We start from the raw sequence: 16,093 nt of genomic DNA, 5'->3' as shown, positions 1-16,093 counted from the left end.
ACGGCACATAGGTTTTGCCGTGAGAGGCCTTATATAATGTCCGTCGACGCCGCTACCGTCCGCCGCATCGCGCATCTGGCGCGCATTGCGGTTTCCGAGGACGAGGTTCCGCATCTGCAAGGCGAGCTCAACGCCATGCTCGCCTTCGTCGAGCAGCTCTCGGAGGTCAATGTCGAGGGCGTGGAGCCGATGACCTCGGTCACCCCGATGCAGATGAAGAAGCGGCAGGACGTGGTCAATGACGGCGAGATCGCCGACGATATCGTTGCCAACGCGCCGGCGACCGAAGGTCACTTTTTCCTTGTGCCGAAGGTCGTCGAGTAACTCTTAGGACCAGGCCCGATGTGTCTGCTTTGCGACGATGAGAAGGCCTACCAGGCCTACATGAATTACCTCGACAAGATGGAGCGGCAGGGCAAGGCTGCCGATCCCAATGTCGCCGTCAACGCCGTGCTCGACGAGATCGAGGCGGCCGCGAAAGCCGCCGCCAAAAAAGACGACCCGGCCAACGACAAAACCCTGTCTCCGTTCTTCTGCAGCCCGATCAATAAATGACCGATTTGACATCGCTGACGCTCGCCGAGGCCCGCAAGGGTCTCGCCGACAAGACTTTCACGTCACTCGAGCTGACCGACGCACATCTTTCCGCGATCGAAGCCGCGCGCGTGCTCAACGCCTTCGTGATGGAGACGCCCGACCAGGCGCGCGCCATGGCGCGCGAGGCGGACAACAAGATCGCCAAGGGTGACGCCGGCCCGCTCGCAGGCATCCCGCTCGGCATCAAGGATCTGTTCGCGACCAAGGGCGTGCGCACCACGGCTTGCTCGAAGATTTTGGGCAATTTCGTGCCGACTTATGAGTCCACGGTGACCTCGCAGCTCTGGCGCGACGGCGCCGTGATGCTCGGCAAGCTCAACAATGACGAGTTCGCCATGGGGTCGGCGAACGAGACCTCGTGCTTCGGTCCCGTCGGCAATCCCTGGCGGCGCGAGGGAAGCAACACGACGCTGGTGCCGGGCGGCTCGTCCGGCGGCTCGGCCTCGGCGGTGGCGGCGCTGCTGTGCATGGGCGCGACCGCGACCGACACCGGCGGCTCGATCCGCCAGCCGGCGGCGTTCACCGCGACCGTCGGCATCAAGCCGACCTATGGCCGCTGCTCGCGCTGGGGCATCGTCGCCTTTGCCTCCTCGCTCGACCAGGCCGGTCCGATCGCACGCAGCGTGCGCGATAGCGCAATGCTGCTGCGCTCGATGGCCGGGCACGATCCGAAGGACACCACGTCTGTCGATATCCCTGTGCCGGATTACGAGGCTGCGATCGGCAAGTCCGTAAAGGGTATGAAGATCGGCATCCCCAAGGAGTATCGTCTCGACGGCATGCCGGCCGAGATCGAGAAACTTTGGGAAGCGGGCGCAGCGTGGCTCAGGAGCGCCGGCGCCGAGCTCGTCGAGGTGTCGCTGCCGCACACCAAATACGCACTGCCGGCCTATTACATCGTGGCGCCGGCGGAAGCGTCCTCCAACCTCGCGCGCTATGACGGCGTGCGCTACGGCCTGCGTGAGCAGGGAAGGAACATCATCGAGCTCTACGAGAACACCCGCGCCGAAGGCTTTGGCGCAGAGGTGCGCCGCCGCGTCATGATCGGCACCTACGTGCTCTCGGCCGGCTATTACGACGCCTATTATCTGCGCGCCCAGAAGGTGCGCACGCTGATCAAGAAGGATTTTGAGGATTGCTTCGCCAAGGGCGTCGACGCGATCCTGACGCCGGCGACGCCGTCGGCGGCCTTCGGCATCGGCGAGAAGGGCGGTGCCGATCCGGTCGAGATGTACCTCAACGACATCTTCACGGTGACCGTGAACATGGCGGGCCTGCCGGGCATCGCGGTGCCTGCCGGCAAGGACGCACAGGGCCTGCCGCTCGGCCTGCAGCTGATCGGCCGTCCGTTCGAGGAGGAGACGCTGTTCTCGCTCGGCGAGGTGATCGAGCAGGCCGCCGGCCGCTTCACGCCCGCGAGGTGGTGGTGAATGTCGCGGCATTCATCGCGAGCCTCGACGGTGCGGCGCCCGCGCCGGAGCTGAACGCGCCGCTCGCCGGTCTCTGGTGGGCCGGCAAGGGTGACTGGGACCGCGCGCACAAGATCGTCCAGGACGAGAGCAGCCGCGATGCGGCGTGGGTGCACGCTTATCTGCACCGCGTCGAAGGCGATCTCGGCAATGCCGGCTACTGGTATCGCCAGGCCGGCCAGGTCGCGGCAAAGGATTCATTGGAAGCGGAGTGGGAGCGGATCGCTGCCACGCTGCTCGGGAGCAGGACATGAGCACGGCCACGCACAAGCTTCTCAAAGGCGCCACCGGCGATTGGGAGATGGTCATCGGCATGGAGATCCATGCCCAGGTGACCTCGAACGCAAAACTGTTCTCGGGCGCCTCCACCGCTTTCGGCGGAGAGCCGAACAGCCACGTGTCGCTGGTCGACGTCGCGATGCCCGGCATGCTGCCTGTCATCAACGAGGAATGTGTCAGGCAGGCTGTCCGGACCGGGCTCGGTCTCAACGCAAAGATCAATCTGCGTTCGGTGTTCGACAGGAAAAACTATTTCTATCCGGACCTGCCGCAGGGCTACCAAATCAGCCAGTACAAGTCGCCGATCGTGGGCGAGGGCGAGGTGCTGGTCGAGCTCGACGGCGGCCGCAGCGTCACCATCGGCATCGAGCGCCTGCATATCGAGCAGGATCCCGGCAAAATGCTGCACGACCAGTCGCCGTCGCTGTCCTTCATCGACTTCAACCGCTGTGGCGTGGCGCTGATGGAGATTGTCTCAAAACCGGACATCCGCGACGCCGAGCAGGCCAAGGCCTATGTGACCAAGCTGCGCTCGATCATGCGTTACCTCGGCACCTGTGACGGTGACATGGAGAAGGGAAACCTGCGCGCCGATGTGAACGTTTCCGTGCGCAAGCCCGGCGGACCGCTCGGCACCCGCTGCGAAATCAAGAACATGAACTCGATCAACTTCATCGGCCAGGCGATCGAGTATGAAGCGCGGCGCCAGATCGAGATCATCGAGGACGGTGGGCAGATCGAGCAGGAGACGCGTCGGTTCGACCCCGACAAGGGCGAGACGCGCTCGATGCGGTCGAAAGAAGAGGCGCACGACTATCGCTACTTCCCCGATCCCGACCTGCTGCCGCTGGAGTTCAGCCAGGCGTTCGTCGACGAATTGAAAGCGAAGCTGCCTGAGCTGCCCGACCAGAAGAAGGCGCGCTTCGTCGCCGATTTCGGCCTGTCGGCCTATGATGCGAGCGTGCTCGTCGCCGAGCGCGAGAGCGCGGTGTTCTACGAGACGGTGCTCGACAAGCTCGCCAATCGCGCGCGCGACGGCAAGATGGCGGCGAACTGGGTGATCAACGAGCTGTTCGGCCGTCTCAACAAGGAAGGCCGGGATATTACGGGCTCTCCGGTCAATGCCGAGCAGCTCGCTGCGATCATCGACCTGATCGGCGAGGGCACGATCTCCGGCAAGATCGCCAAGGACCTGTTCGAGATCGTCTGGCAGGAAGGCGGCGACCCCCGCGCGCTGGTCGAAAGCCGCGGCATGAAGCAGGTCACCGACCTCTCGGCGATCGAGAAGGTGGTCGACGACATCATCGCGGCCAATCCCGACAAGGCCGCGCAGGTCAAGGATAAGCCGCAGTCGCTCGGCTGGTTCGTCGGCCAGGTGATGAAGGCGTCCGGCGGCAAGGCCAATCCGCAGAGCGTCAACGACCTGCTCAAGTCCAAGCTCGGCATCTAGCCTCACGCGTTCGAACGAGGTGACGGACGCGCTTCGTCACCTCGCTTTGGGTTCGCGATGCGACGCGCGCGCACCCTCGAGCGGCAAACATCACCCGCTCAGGGCGCGCAACGCCACCGAATCGCCGTCGCGCGATTCGCGCAAAACGGCGGCTTGCACACGCTCTGACGAGCGCTTCCGCCGTTAAGCATGAAAATAATTTCGTTGCCAAAATTCGCGACTCAGAGTCCGCGACTCGCCTCCGCGAGGCGATCGAGCGCTTTGCAGCGTGCTTCGTCGCATTGATCACGCGTGATGTGCGCGCACAGAATAATACTTGCTGCATAGAGTTTTTTTGCAATCGCTGCGCTTGACGACGTCGATGCTGCGAGAAGCATTTGCAATCGCAGACGCGTGTCTCTGCGTGTCGGCAAATCAAGCGCGGCTGGCGCAGGCGCACCGCGCCGTCAACACTTCCTTAAGTGAGAAGATGTTTTTTTCGTCGTGTTGGTGTATTCGGGGTGAGTGCATTCGATCCCCGAATGCACGCAGCGATTAAAGCCATCTCACACATCGGAGGGCAACATGGCCAAGAAAGCGAAGAAGGCGAAGAAGGCGAAGAGCGCAGTGAAGAAGACTGCGAAGAAGACCCGCAAGGTCGCGAAGAAGAAGAAGTAACTTCGCTTCTGAAGTTGCCGGCTCTTAAAGCAGCCGGCACGTCATCAGCGCCTCCCAGAGGTTCTGGTCGACGATAGAGGGTGTCGGCGAGACATCAGGTCAACGGTCGGGCCGTTCTCTTTCACGGTCCGGCAGAAGAAACGAGTTTTCTTCGTTCGGTGCGGTTCTCTTTCCAAAGGGCTCCGCAATTCCGCAAGCGGCCTTCGGGTCAACGTGGAATCTGGTCCTGACGTGTTCGCCGACGCCCTCGTTCTCCCTGAGGCCGGGGTATTGCCGGCATCCCCTTTCCCGACATTGCTGATCTGACCGCGACGCGTCCGCGCCGCTCTCGTCGTGCTGCCTTCGGGCAGGCGAGGGCTGCGGCCCGATTGCGCGCTGTTTGCGCGACGCTTCTCCATTCGCGGCGTCATCGCCCGGCTCCGACCGGGCGATCCAGTACGCCGAGACGGCAGTGGTTGAATCGATGGGCCGCGGCGTACTGGATTCCCCGCCGGAGCCTGTCATCGGGCTCGCCGAAGGCGAGACCCGGTGGCGGGGAATGACAGGGCGGACGCGGTCCGTCACCGCGCGCAATGGTTATCGTTCTCCGAAAATCCCAGGGTAAACCGAATCTGACGAATCGCAGAAGTGCCTGCAAATCAGGGACTTCTTGAATTCCTCGCGCAGGCCTCGCGCGCTCGCGTTTACGTCCCCTTCATCGCGATACTTAAACTGCCATTCAAATTTGCCCGCCATCATCGCCTCCAACAAGCCGGCAAACGGCATGGGGAGAGTTGAACACCGCACGATCCCAGAAGGGATCATGCACATCAGAGTTGGACGGGAGCCGCGCTCGGGGGAACGAGGCGGCACAAGAACAAAGGGGATGCGTTATGTTTCAGGGTACTTTCGATCTGGAGACGGCGACGCCGATCGACGCGAGCGCGCTGTCGGACGTGCTGTTCGAGCGCGGGATCTATTGGGCGAGCGGCCGCTCCGGCCTCGTCGATCTCGTCGCCGCGCACAAATGGTTCAATCTCGCCGCGCTGAAGGGCCGCAAGGATGCCGTGGCGCTCCGCCAGGAAGTCGCCGGGCAGATGTCGGATGCCGAGATCTCGGCCGCGCAACGCGAGGCGAGGGCCTGGGTTTCCGCCCACTAGGCCATTTCCGTTCCGGTTGGTCGGAGCGGCACTCCAGGTCTTCGTTGATGCGTCTTCTTTACGCGAGCCGGTATCCGCCACGCTCGAAAACATCTTAAGCGCAGAAACGTGTCCGGCCCCGTGTTTTCACGGGTGAGCCTTGTTGCGCTGAATCAATGGTGTCGCCGCGTGGCTGCTTAACAACCGGCCCGCAATGAGCGCCCGTGACACGAATGGACAATGGCTGCCGATTCAGATCGCGCCCGATGATTGCGATCTGGAACTCGGACGGCCGCACAAGACGGGCATCGTGCCCTGGACCTTTCCGGCCTGCCGCAGGTCCGGCGTCTGGTTCAACGTCTGGGCCAACGAGCCGGTGCTGATCTCGCCCTCGCATTGGCGCATCTGGCGGTCCGGCCGCTAGGCGCGGACACACATATATAAGGTGATCGCGAATCGGCCTGAGTTCGGCGGCGTTGATCGCTTGCGCGGGGCTTTCGCAGCCGTTCGGCAGCTGCTTTCAGGTGAAAGAACCCACAGATCTCGGTGCTGCTGCTTTTGGGTGGCGGAGAGGGAGGGATTCGAACCCTCGATACAGCTTGAGACCGTATGACGCTTTAGCAAAGCGTTGCCTTCAGCCACTCGGCCACCTCTCCGGTGCGAGCCTTATGCATCTAATTGCTTGAGCGGGTCAATTTGGAAGCGTGTGTTTTCGCTCGAATATTCCCATCGATTTTCCCAGACAAACCGGTTTGCGCGGGGGGAGCGAACCTGAGGCGGCGAGAACGGACCAGCGAGCTGGAATCGTCTGGAGTCCCACGACAAGGACGCCTTTCGCGGATGAACGCGGCTCTTCTCGTGCAAGCACCTGACATTACTGATAATTTTTCAGAGCTTACGCCCGAAAGCGCCTGACTGGGTTCCCTCCAGCTCCGCTTGAGCTGCTGGCCAAATCCCCAATAGCCCGCCATCCCCAGGAGTATGCCGCGGCCTGGGAGCACCGCTGTGACCGCGCGCGCACCAAGAGATGCGTCGCGAAACGAGCCGCGGAAGGAGGCTGAGCCTTGTCCTTGAGTCTTCTTCTGATTCCACGATTCGAGCGCGCCAAAGCCCGTGCGAGCGAAGGCGTTGTCCGTCGCTCCTTAACTGGGGAGTTTTCATGGCAAATGGAACCGCTTCAAAAATGATAGCAAAAACAGCATGTTACGAGGGCGCTGCGATCACATCTGCGTGTTATTTGTGCAACACCCGTCGGAAAACACGCTTCTTAGGCCCGTCTCGGAGCGTTCTGTTGTTGTGTGTGCAAGGACGTTCGGTAATTGTGACTGAGCGACGGAGGGGGGCATCCCGAGGTCGTCCCGTTTAGGTCTTTCGCTTAAGTCCCTCGCGTTCATGCGGGTGTGTCCGAAGGCGCGAAGGGGCCAAGAGCGGTGATTTAGAGGGGGTTGGGGAATTGGCCGTCCGGTCAGTGACCTTCCCTGAAGAGCAACTTGGAGGTTTAACATGAAGTTGGTTAAGAGCCTTTTGCTCGGCTCAGCGGCGGGTCTGATCGCCGTGGGCGGAGCGCAGGCAGCCGATCTCCCCGTGAAGGCCAAGGCGGTCGAGTACGTGAAGATCTGCTCCCTGTACGGTGCCGGATTCTACTACATCCCGGGCACTGACACCTGCATCAAGCTGGGTGGTTATCTGCGCGCTGAAGTCGCGCTGGGCACCAACAGCGTCTACGGCATGGCGACCGGCACCCCGGCCGGGGCGCACAACCGCCTGAGCAACTACTACACCTGGCGCGCTCGTGAAGACCTCAACATCGACACGCGCACCGCGACCGAATATGGTGTGGTCCGCACGTTCTTCGATGCGACGTTCTCCTGGACCTCGGGTGGCTATGTCGGCCTGGGCAACGCCACGGGTCTGACCCAGTATACCTCCGGGCTCGGCATCAACTCGGCAGGTGGTCTCGCTGGTGCAAGCGCCGTCAACCCGACTGACGGCGGTACCTCGGGCGGTTCGCTCGGCGTGTACTATGCCTTCATCCAGTTCGCCGGCTTCACGATGGGTAAGGCCGTGTCGCAGTTCGACGCGCCCTGGACCAACTATCCCGGCAACAACTTCGACGGTCTCGTCGGCGGCAGCGGCACGGTCACTGGTGTCAACCAGTTCACCTACACCGCTGACTTCGGTCAGGGCATCACGGCGTCGTTCTCGGCGGAAGACGCGACCGCGTACTACCAGGCCGGCAACGTGAACCTGAGCGGTGCGACGGGCCTCGGTGCGATCACCGGTGCTGCGTATGGCTCCAACGCCATCGGTGGCTCGCGTTCGCCGAACCTCGTCGGTATGGTCCGCGTCGACCAGGCTTGGGGTCTCTTCCAGGCGTCGGTGGCCGCGCATGACAACCACGTTGCCTACTACGGCGCGACCGAGCCGAGTGGCCACCCCGACGACAAGTGGGGTTGGGCAGTTCAGCTCGCTCTGTCGATCAAGAACATCCCGACCGGTGCGGGTGACGTGATCAACATTTCGGGCGTCTACACCGACGGTGCGACCCGCTACAACTTCCAGAACCTGGTCGGCAGTTCGTTCGGCATCTACGGTAGCTCGGGTGTTGCCTACCAGAGCTTCGGAGGCGGCTTTGCTCCGGACACCGTGTTTGTCACCGGTGGCTCGCAGGAGAGCATCAAGACCTGGGGCTTCCGTGGCGCTTACACCCACAACTGGGATCCCTACTGGAACACCGCGATTTACGGTGCTTACGGTGCGGTTCAGTGGGGTGGCGGGGCCAAGACCTTCCTTTGCGGAGCCGGTGGTCTCATCTCGTCGATTGCGGGCGTGACGGGTTGTAACCCCGACTTCAACATCGGCCAGGTTGGTTTGATCACGCGCTGGACTCCGGTGAAGAACCTGACCTTCTCGGCTGACTTCAACTGGACCCACCTCGACCAGAAGTATTCTGGTGTCGTGACCACCACTGCAATCAACTCGGGGTCTGCCAAGCCGATCGCGAGCTACGAGCTGAAGGATCAGGACTCTTTCACCCTGCTCCTCCGCGCTCAGCGCAACTGGTAAGTTCGGTCTAACGACCTGACAGAGAGCCCCGGCGGGAAACCGCCGGGGCTTTTCTTTTGGTTGCATGGGCTTGCGAGCCAGCGAGGGTCGGCTTTCAAGCTACTCAGGCTTGAGCCTCCGCTGCCGCCGAGCTGTGGACCCTTGATCTGGATCAATCCGGAGACGAGCCGCTCCGTTTCTGTACGCCTCACCGTCCGTCAAAGGCCCCACTTTCGAAAGACGCACATCAAGCGAATCGACTCTTCGGGCGGTGTCACGAATCAAGCAACGCAGGCCGCTGATGCACGCGCCCGGGGGGCGTCATGAATCTGGCTGATACGAAATCGTTGTCTGGCTCCGGACAATCGTCTGAGCATCCAGCAGGTGAGGGGATGCTGTATGTGCCGGGCGGCACGTTTCGCATGGGCTCGGATCGGCATTATCCGGAGGAAGCGCCGGCCCATCGCGTTACCGTTGACGGATTCTGGATGGATCGCACGCCGGTCACCAACCGCCAATTCCGCAAATTCGTGAACGCGACCGGTTACGTCACTGTCGCCGAAGTTACACCTGATGCGAATGACTATCCGGGCGCTCTGCACATGCTCAGGGCCGGCTCGCTGGTCTTCACGCCGCCTAAGCGAGCCGTAGACTTGCGCCCCGAAAGTCTGCTGCATCCCGCAAAATCCTCGCGGAGGGCCCGAGGGCGCGAGCTACGACTCTTGTCAGCCAAACCTCAGGATTCCGCGCAAGGTGCTCAAGGGCGGCTCGCATCTTTGCGCTCCCAACTACTGCCGCCGCTATCGTCCGGCCGCGCCGTCATGCCGAGCCGATCGACACCTCAGCAAGCCATCTCGGCTTCAGGTGCATCACCAGGAAGAGGATCACATCATGAGTAACGATAGGATTCCAGAACAGCCTGAGATGAGCACGAGACCAATCGGCGGAGAATTGAAACGCCGCGATCTCTTGTTGAGTGGCAGTTCTCTCGTCGCCGCTTCGGCGCTCTCGGCCGTCGGATTGACGAGCCCGGTACAAGCGCAGCAACCGGCACCAGCGCCAGCAGCGGCCGGCCAGCGGCCGAACATCGTCGTCATCATGGGAGACGATATCGGCATCTGGAATATCGGCGCCTACCACCGCGGGATGATGGCCGGGCGGACGCCAAACCTCGACAAGATCGCCGCCGAAGGCATGCTGTTCACCGACTACTACGCCGAGGCGAGTTGCACGGCGGGTCGCGCCAACTTCATCACCGGTGAGCTGCCGATCCGGACCGGCATGACCACAGTCGGCCAGGCCGGCGCTCCCACCGGCTTGCCGGCGGAGGCCGTGACCATTGCCACGGCGCTGAAAGGAATGGGCTACGCCACCGGCCAGTTCGGCAAGAACCACCTTGGCGACAAAAACGAGTTTCTGCCTACGGTGCATGGCTTCGATGAGTTCTTCGGCTACCTGTATCACCTCGACGCGATGGAAGATCCGGCCCACCCCGCTTATCCGCAGGAGCTGTTGAACACAGTCGGTCCGCGCAACATGGTTCACTCGTGGGCGACCAACGTGGACGATGCCACCGTGGATCCGCGCTGGGGCAAAGTCGGCAAGCAGAGGATCGAAGACGCCGGAACGCTCTATCCCAAGCGGATGGAAACCGTGGACGATGAAATCCGCGACTTTGCGCTGAATTTCATCGACAGAGCTAAGGCCGACAACAAGCCATTCTTCCTGTGGCTCAATCCGACCCGCATGCACATCGTTACGCACCTGTCGCCGAAGTACCAGGCGATGCGCAACTCCAAGAACGGTTGGTCCATCCATGAAGCCGGCATGGCGCAACTCGACGACGACGTTGGCATCGTGATGCAGAAGCTGAAGGACATGGGCGTCGATGACAACACCATCGTGGTCTTCACGACCGACAACGGCACCGAGGTCTTCACCTGGCCCGATGGGGGACAGACGCCATTCGCGCAGAGCAAAGGCACGGTCATGGAGGGCGGCTTCCGCGCGCCGGCGATGATCCGCTGGCCGGGCAAGGTGCCGGCCGGCAAGGTCGAGAACGGCATCATGTCCGGGCTGGACTGGTTCCCGACCTTCCTGGCCGCTGCCGGCAACCCCAACATCGTCGACGAGCTCAAGAAGGGTAAGCACATCGGCGACCGCACCTACAAGTGCCATCTGGACGGCTACAACCAGCTGGACATGATCACTGGCAAGGGGCCGTCAAATCGGCACGAAATCTTTTATTTCGGCGAAAGCGAGCTGGGGGCCGTGCGCATCGACGACTACAAATATCGTTTCATCGACCAGCCTGGAGGCTGGTTGGGTGAAAAAAGCAAGGTTGACGTGCCCTATTTGACCAACCTTCGCCTCGATCCTTTCGAGCGCACGGGCTGGCCCGATAGCGGGACCAAATACGGAGCGCAACAATACTTCGACTGGTTCAAATACGAATTCTGGCGCTTCGTGTTTGTTCAGCAGCAGGTGGAAAAGCTGGCGATGACGGCGATCGAGTTTCCGCCGATGCAGAGGGGTGCAAGCTTCAATCTAGACGCGGTGAAGGCCAAGATCGAAGCGGCGCGGGCGGCGATAGCGAAATAGGCGCGCAGTTCTGAGCCCTTGCGGGTGGCCTCCTATGGTCGCCCGCTCCTCTTGCCCGTTGTTGGTACTTTGCGTCGTTTCGCTGCGATGCGGAATTTGGTCCGCTATCGGCGCCGTCGCGGACGTTCTGACTAGCTACGTCGGCAGCTCTCAAGCTGCGCGCTCTGGGACGGCTCGCCTCACGACCAGGTTCGGCCTCGAGAATATTCCTCGAAGGCTCGAGCCGGACGACGGCGCATGTCCGGCCTTCGCCACCGATGCTCCCGGCAGCGAATCGAGAGTCGGGCCGTCTCTATTCCACGCTGCCGGCGCCGCGGCGCAAATCGGCCTCGATCTGCAGCCGCGTACCGCCGCCGAAGCGGGCGCGGTAGACCTGAAGGTTCTCCATGATCCGCTGCACGTAATTGCGCGTCTCGGAGAAGGGGATCAGCTCGACCCAGTCGACCGCATCGACCTTGGGGTCGCGTGGATCGCCGTAGCGGTCGATCCACTTCTTCACGCTGCCGCGGCCGGCATTGTAGGCGGCAAAGGTCATGATGTAGGAGCCGCGATAATCCTCGAGCAGCCCGCCGAGCTCGGCCGAACCGAGCGTGGCGTTGTAGACCGAATCGTTCTTGAGCCGCCCCAGATCGTAGGTCGCGCCGTGCCGCTTGCAGACATAGCGCGCGGCATCCGGCGTCACCTGCATCAGCCCGTAGGCCTGGGCCGGCGAGACCACCGACGGGTTGAACGCGCTCTCCTGCCGCGCGATGGCGTAGACGATGCTGCGCTCGACCTCGGGGCCGATCGGCGTGAATTGCGGGATGCCGTTGACGGGATAGGCATAGAAGTCGAAGGGCAGGCCACGGTTGAGCGCGGCCTTGCCGAGCAGCAGCATGCCGCGCGCGTCGCTGTAGCGCTGGGTCAGCTCGCCAAGGCCGGCAAGCGCCTCGGGATCGCCGTTCTCGCCCATGTCGGCGAGCATCGGCACCGCCATCTCGCGTTCATCGAGCTCGTAGAGCAGGTGCGCGGCGCGCACGATCTCGAGCCGCTCGGCGCCGCGGCCGCGCGGCTGGCTGTTCAGCTCGATCTGCGGCAGGCCGAGTTTTGCGCGCGCGAGCTGGCCGTAATAGCTGGTCGATTGTTCGGCAGCGCGGGCATAGGCATTGCGCGCCTCCTGCTGGCGGCCGGCGGCTTCCGCGGCGCGGCCCTGCCAATAGCCGGCGCGCGCCAGCGTGGTCGGGTTGACGCTGCCGACGCCGATGCGGGCAAAGTGCTGCGTGGCGATCGTGGGGTCGTTGAGGAAGCGCAGCGCGATCCAGCCCGCGGTGAATTCCTGCTCGGTCTTGTAGATGTCGCGGGAGGGCAGGGCCGCATCGCGCGCGATCAGATAGGCGCTGCGGAATTCCTCGGTGTCGATCATCTTGCGCGCCAGGAGGCGCCGCTCGATCCACCATTCGTCGAGATTGTAGAGCCGGTTCGGATCCTTCGGCGCCGACAGCATCAGCTGGGCGGCCTCAGTGAACTTCTCCTCGCGGCGCAGCAGCTGGATCCTGCTGAAGAGGAAGCCGGGATCATTGTGCAGCTCGCGCGGCACCGCCTCGAGCAATGCCCGCGCGTTCGGCGCCTTCTTGACGGAGGCGATGCGGGCCTTGGCGAGCGCGACATAGCCGGCGCCGAGGCGTTTTGCGGCGCGCAGCGCGGCCTCGTTCTCGCTGCCGTAGAGCAGGGTGTCCATCCGCGCCTTCTGGTCGCCCGGCGTCAGCAGGGCACCGAACTGGTCGAGCGCGTTGTTCTCGGTGTCCTCCGACATCGGATCGCTGCGCCAGGCCTCGCGCACCAGCCGCTCGGCATTGGCGCGGTCGCCGCGCGCCAGCATCGCCTTGGCGAGCGTGAAGCGGCCCTTGGCGGATACCGGGGATTCGTTCTCGAACCAGGACCACGCGACGGAATCGTCGCGCCTGTCGTCCCACATCGCGGCCTCGAGGCGGCGGCGCAGGAAGGTCTGCGACGGCCAGCTCGGATTGGCCGAGAGGAAGGCGCGGTAGCGCTCGACGGTGGCGCCATTATCCTCGCTGCGCAGGATGATCCATTCCGCAAGTTTTCGCGCGACGGGATCGGAGATGGAGGCGGCGTAGTTGGTGGCGTCTCCCGCCTTGCGCTTGCGCACGAGCTCGATGACGTTCTCCAGCGTGTCCTTGTCGGCCTGCGACGTCGACGAGGTCGCAGCGACCGCGGCTGGCGTGACCGGCTTGCGCGGTGCGGCGTGCTGGCGGGTCGCCGGCGCCAGCACGGGAGCTGCGATGGGTTTTGCCGGGGCCGGGGCGGTCGGCCTGACGGTGGCCGTCACGGCCGGGGCGGGCGCCGTTTTGGCGGGCGAGCCGTTGGCGGTTGGCTGTGATTTTGGCGCAGGGGCTGCGGCTGCTGGCTTCGGCTTGTCCTTCCCGGAGTCCTTGCCCGCGGTCTTGCCGGCATCCTTGCTGGTCTCCTTGGCCGGCTTCTTCGCTGCATCCTTGGCCGGGGCGCCAGCCGCCGCCTTGCTCGAACCCTTTGTTGCGTCCTTGCCGGTTCCCTTCGACGTGTCCTTGGCTGCGCCCTTGGCTGATCCCTTCGCGGCGTCCTTGGCAGTTTGCTTCGCGGGTTCCTTGGTCCCGTCTGCGGGCGTTTCGTTGGACTTGGCGAGGGCGACGCAGCCGACCGACAGCCCTGCCATCAGGCTCACGACCAGACCGGCGGATCGCCAGGCGGCACGAGGAAAGGAGGTCACGGCGTTTCGTCGCCCCGAATCAGTGAAGTGGCTCAAGATCTAGCTGAATCTGATTGAATATGCGGACAAAATACCAACAGCCGCTTACTTCCGGCGGGTTTGCACCACCACCGCGGCAAAATCGCGGCCTAAACGGTGCGTCCCCGGGCTGCGGCCCTTTTACCGGCGGGATAGACCCGATATGTATGGGGCTTGCTCTCAAGATTGCCGCGTACGGAGGAAGTCCATGGCAGCCAAGACGAAATTCCGGGGTTCGTTCACCGCCTTGGTCACGCCGTTCAAGAACGGTTCGCTGGACGAGGCGGCGTTCCGCTCCCTGGTGAACTGGCAGATCTCGGAGGGCACCAATGGCCTGGTCCCGGTCGGCACCACCGGCGAGAGCCCGACGCTGAGCCATGACGAGCACAAGAAGGTCGTCGAGTGGTGCATCGCTGAAGCCAAGGGCCGCGTGCCCGTGATCGCGGGCGCCGGCTCCAATTCGACCAAGGAGGCGATCGAGCTCTCGCAGCACGCCGAGAAGGCTGGCGCGGACGCTGTGCTGATCGTGACGCCCTATTACAACAAGCCGACCCAGGAAGGCATGTATCAGCACTTCAAGGCGATCAACGATGCGATCGGGATTCCGATCATCATCTACAACATTCCGCCGCGCTCGGTGATCGACATGTCGGTCGACACCATGAAGCGGCTGTGGGAGCTGAAGAACATCGCCGGCGTCAAGGACGCCACCGCCAGCATGGTGCGCGTCTCGCAGCAGCGCGCGGCGCTGGGCGAGGATTTCAACCAGCTCTCCGGCGAGGACGCCACCATCATCGGCTACATGGCCCATGGCGGCCATGGCTGCATCTCGGTGACCTCCAACGTCGCGCCGCGCCTGTGCTCCGAGTTCCATGCCGCCTGGCAGAAGGGCGACCATGCCACCGCCTTGAGGCTGCACGACAAGCTGATGCCGCTGCACAACAACCTCTTCATCGAGAGCAATCCGGCGCCGATCAAGTACGCGATGTCGCTGCTCGGCAAGCTCGACGAGACCCTGCGGCTACCGATGGTGCCGGTCTCCGAGCCGACGCGCGTTGCGGTGCGCAGCGCCATGGTGCATGCCGGCCTGATCAACTGATGCGGTAGGCTTTCGGGGAGCTTGTCATGGGCGGGGTCGACGAAAGGGGCATGCGGATGCTCAAGGAGTTCCGCGAGTTCGCGATGAAGGGCAACGTCGTCGACCTCGCGGTCGGCGTCATCATCGGTGCGGCCTTCGGCGCCATCGTCACGTCGCTGGTCGGTGACGTCATCATGCCGATCATCGGCGCCGCCACCGGCGGTCTCGACTTCTCGAACTACTTCATCCCCTTGTCGAAGGCGGTTACCGCCACCAACTTAGCGGATGCGAAAAAGCAAGGCGCGGTGCTCGCTTACGGCAGCTTCCTGACGTTGACGATCAACTTCATCATCATCGCCTTCGTGCTGTTCCTGGTGATCCGCGCCATGAACACGCTGAAGCGCAAGGAGGAGGCCAAGCCCGCGGAGCCGCCGAAGCCGTCGGCCGAGGTCGAACTGCTCACCGAGATCCGCGATCTCCTCAAGAAGTGACGCGCGCGCTTCGTCCAAACTGTTAGCATCGCTGCGCATCAGGTTTGTCCGCCGGGTTTTGTAGGTCATGGCCGATAAGAACGAACGTCCGATCAAGGTCATGGCGGAAAACCGCAAGGCCCGCTTCAACTACGCCATCGAAGATACGATCGAGGCGGGCATTGCGCTGACCGGCACCGAGGTCAAGTCGATCCGCAACGGCAAGAGCACGATCGCCGAATCCTACGCCGATTCCAAGGACGGCGAGATCTGGCTGATCAACGCCACCATTCCCGAATATCTCCAGGGCAACCGCTTCAATCACGAGCCGAAGCGGCCGCGCAAGCTGCTGCTGCATCGCCGGCAGATCAACAAGCTGATGGGCGCGGTCGACCGCGAGGGCATGACGCTGATCCCGCTCAAGCTCTATTTCAACGAGCGCGGGCGCGCCAAATTGCAGCTCGCGGTTGCCAAGGGCAAGAAGCTGCACGACAAGCGCGAGAGCGAGAAGAAGCGCGACTGGAGCCGGGAGAAGGGCCGGTTGATGCGGGCGAGGGGATAATGC

13 protein-coding genes, 1 tRNA gene and 1 pseudogene are annotated in these 16,093 nt (G+C 63.1%); 13 read left to right on the top strand and 2 right to left on the bottom strand.

Translation table 11 applies throughout. The annotated features are described in order from the left end of the window. The first annotated feature begins 36 nt into the window (after positions 1-36). From gatC to JQ592_RS07685, 7 genes are all read left to right on the top strand, one after another. Positions 37-324 carry an Asp-tRNA(Asn)/Glu-tRNA(Gln) amidotransferase subunit GatC gene (gatC, locus tag JQ592_RS07715; protein ID WP_008548395.1) on the top strand — a complete coding sequence of 96 codons (288 nt, stop codon included), beginning with the start codon at positions 37-39 and terminating at the stop codon, positions 322-324. A gap of 18 nt (positions 325-342) precedes the next feature. Next, positions 343-555 carry a hypothetical protein gene (locus tag JQ592_RS07710; protein WP_027547180.1) on the top strand — a complete coding sequence of 71 codons (213 nt, stop codon included), beginning with the start codon at positions 343-345 and terminating at the stop codon, positions 553-555. Next, positions 552-2,027, top strand: a complete 1,476-nt coding sequence (gene gatA / locus JQ592_RS07705) for an Asp-tRNA(Asn)/Glu-tRNA(Gln) amidotransferase subunit GatA (RefSeq protein ID WP_211402254.1) — start codon at positions 552-554, stop codon at positions 2,025-2,027. Before JQ592_RS07710 ends, gatA begins: the two co-directional genes overlap by 4 nt. Then, complete coding sequence (locus tag JQ592_RS07700) at positions 2,018-2,320, top strand: hypothetical protein (RefSeq protein ID WP_211402253.1); 303 nt, start codon at positions 2,018-2,020, stop codon at positions 2,318-2,320. Before gatA ends, JQ592_RS07700 begins: the two co-directional genes overlap by 10 nt. Beyond that, positions 2,317-3,795, top strand: a complete 1,479-nt coding sequence (gatB, locus tag JQ592_RS07695) for an Asp-tRNA(Asn)/Glu-tRNA(Gln) amidotransferase subunit GatB (RefSeq protein WP_211402252.1) — start codon at positions 2,317-2,319, stop codon at positions 3,793-3,795. The genes JQ592_RS07700 and gatB overlap by 4 nt, the downstream gene beginning before the upstream one ends. Before the next feature lie 1,529 nt (positions 3,796-5,324). Continuing rightward, positions 5,325-5,591: a hypothetical protein gene (locus JQ592_RS07690; protein ID WP_014494734.1), complete on the top strand. Its 267-nt coding sequence runs from the start codon at positions 5,325-5,327 to the stop codon at positions 5,589-5,591. A gap of 193 nt (positions 5,592-5,784) precedes the next feature. Then, positions 5,785-5,994, top strand: coding sequence for a hypothetical protein (locus JQ592_RS07685; RefSeq protein WP_211402251.1), 210 nt, complete (start codon positions 5,785-5,787; stop codon positions 5,992-5,994). Positions 5,995-6,133: 139 nt separating this feature from the next. On the opposite strand, the gene JQ592_RS07680 is transcribed toward JQ592_RS07685, so the two are convergent. After that, positions 6,134-6,226: transfer RNA gene (locus JQ592_RS07680), tRNA-Ser, on the bottom strand. An 847-nt stretch (positions 6,227-7,073) separates the two neighbouring features. Here JQ592_RS07680 and JQ592_RS07675 point away from each other — a divergent pair. The 3 genes and pseudogenes from JQ592_RS07675 (at position 7,074) to JQ592_RS07665 (ending at position 11,216) form a co-directional block, all read left to right on the top strand. Then, positions 7,074-8,636 (top strand): porin, encoded by a 1,563-nt coding sequence (locus JQ592_RS07675; RefSeq protein WP_211402250.1) that lies wholly within the window; start codon positions 7,074-7,076, stop codon positions 8,634-8,636. Between the two features lie 302 nt (positions 8,637-8,938). After that, a pseudogene (locus JQ592_RS07670) lies at positions 8,939-9,510 on the top strand (formylglycine-generating enzyme family protein). 29 nt (positions 9,511-9,539) lie between these two features. Further along, the gene (locus JQ592_RS07665; protein ID WP_211402538.1) at positions 9,540-11,216 is read left to right on the top strand and encodes an arylsulfatase; all 1,677 of its coding nucleotides are present in this window, start codon (positions 9,540-9,542) and stop codon (positions 11,214-11,216) included. Positions 11,217-11,508: 292 nt separating this feature from the next. Here the strand turns inward: JQ592_RS07665 and JQ592_RS07660 are convergent, their stop codons facing one another. Beyond that, a complete protein-coding gene (locus tag JQ592_RS07660; RefSeq protein ID WP_211402537.1) occupies positions 11,509-13,908 on the bottom strand; it encodes a lytic transglycosylase domain-containing protein in 2,400 nt (799 codons plus the stop codon). Positions 13,909-14,188: 280 nt separating this feature from the next. On the opposite strand from JQ592_RS07660, the gene dapA reads away from it, so the two are divergent. The 3 genes from dapA to smpB all read left to right on the top strand — a co-directional run bounded on the left by dapA (position 14,189) and on the right by smpB (position 16,090). Beyond that, complete coding sequence (gene dapA / locus JQ592_RS07655) at positions 14,189-15,079, top strand: 4-hydroxy-tetrahydrodipicolinate synthase (protein ID WP_211402249.1); 891 nt, start codon at positions 14,189-14,191, stop codon at positions 15,077-15,079. Between the two features lie 56 nt (positions 15,080-15,135). Continuing rightward, positions 15,136-15,549: a large conductance mechanosensitive channel protein MscL gene (gene mscL, locus JQ592_RS07650; protein ID WP_211402536.1), complete on the top strand. Its 414-nt coding sequence runs from the start codon at positions 15,136-15,138 to the stop codon at positions 15,547-15,549. 67 nt (positions 15,550-15,616) lie between these two features. After that, on the top strand, positions 15,617-16,090 hold the full coding sequence (gene smpB / locus JQ592_RS07645) for an SsrA-binding protein SmpB (protein WP_035709956.1): 474 nt from the start codon (positions 15,617-15,619) through the stop codon (positions 16,088-16,090). Positions 16,091-16,093: the final 3 nt, after the last annotated feature.

The organism is Bradyrhizobium iriomotense (assembly GCF_018129405.1).
Classification (GTDB): Bacteria; Pseudomonadota; Alphaproteobacteria; order Rhizobiales; family Xanthobacteraceae; genus Bradyrhizobium; species Bradyrhizobium iriomotense_B.
The sequence above is the reverse complement of the archived record's forward strand: the minus strand, read 5'-3'. Positions and strand labels throughout refer to the sequence as shown.

What these genes read in the sequence shown, in the direction of transcription:
- JQ592_RS07690 (WP_014494734.1), top strand. Translation starts at nt 5,325, where the DNA reads ATGTTTCAGGGTACTTTCGATCTGGAGACGGCGACGCCGATCGACGCG.
- JQ592_RS07675 (WP_211402250.1), top strand. Translation starts at nt 7,074, where the DNA reads ATGAAGTTGGTTAAGAGCCTTTTGCTCGGCTCAGCGGCGGGTCTGATC.
- gatA (WP_211402254.1), top strand. Translation starts at nt 552, where the DNA reads ATGACCGATTTGACATCGCTGACGCTCGCCGAGGCCCGCAAGGGTCTC.
- mscL (WP_211402536.1), top strand. Translation starts at nt 15,136, where the DNA reads ATGCTCAAGGAGTTCCGCGAGTTCGCGATGAAGGGCAACGTCGTCGAC.
- JQ592_RS07710 (WP_027547180.1), top strand. Translation starts at nt 343, where the DNA reads ATGTGTCTGCTTTGCGACGATGAGAAGGCCTACCAGGCCTACATGAAT.
- smpB (WP_035709956.1), top strand. Translation starts at nt 15,617, where the DNA reads ATGGCCGATAAGAACGAACGTCCGATCAAGGTCATGGCGGAAAACCGC.
- JQ592_RS07685 (WP_211402251.1), top strand. Translation starts at nt 5,785, where the DNA reads ATGAGCGCCCGTGACACGAATGGACAATGGCTGCCGATTCAGATCGCG.
- JQ592_RS07665 (WP_211402538.1), top strand. Translation starts at nt 9,540, where the DNA reads ATGAGCACGAGACCAATCGGCGGAGAATTGAAACGCCGCGATCTCTTG.
- dapA (WP_211402249.1), top strand. Translation starts at nt 14,189, where the DNA reads ATGGCAGCCAAGACGAAATTCCGGGGTTCGTTCACCGCCTTGGTCACG.
- JQ592_RS07660 (WP_211402537.1), bottom strand. Translation starts at nt 13,908, where the DNA reads ATGGCAGGGCTGTCGGTCGGCTGCGTCGCCCTCGCCAAGTCCAACGAA.
- gatC (WP_008548395.1), top strand. Translation starts at nt 37, where the DNA reads ATGTCCGTCGACGCCGCTACCGTCCGCCGCATCGCGCATCTGGCGCGC.
- gatB (WP_211402252.1), top strand. Translation starts at nt 2,317, where the DNA reads ATGAGCACGGCCACGCACAAGCTTCTCAAAGGCGCCACCGGCGATTGG.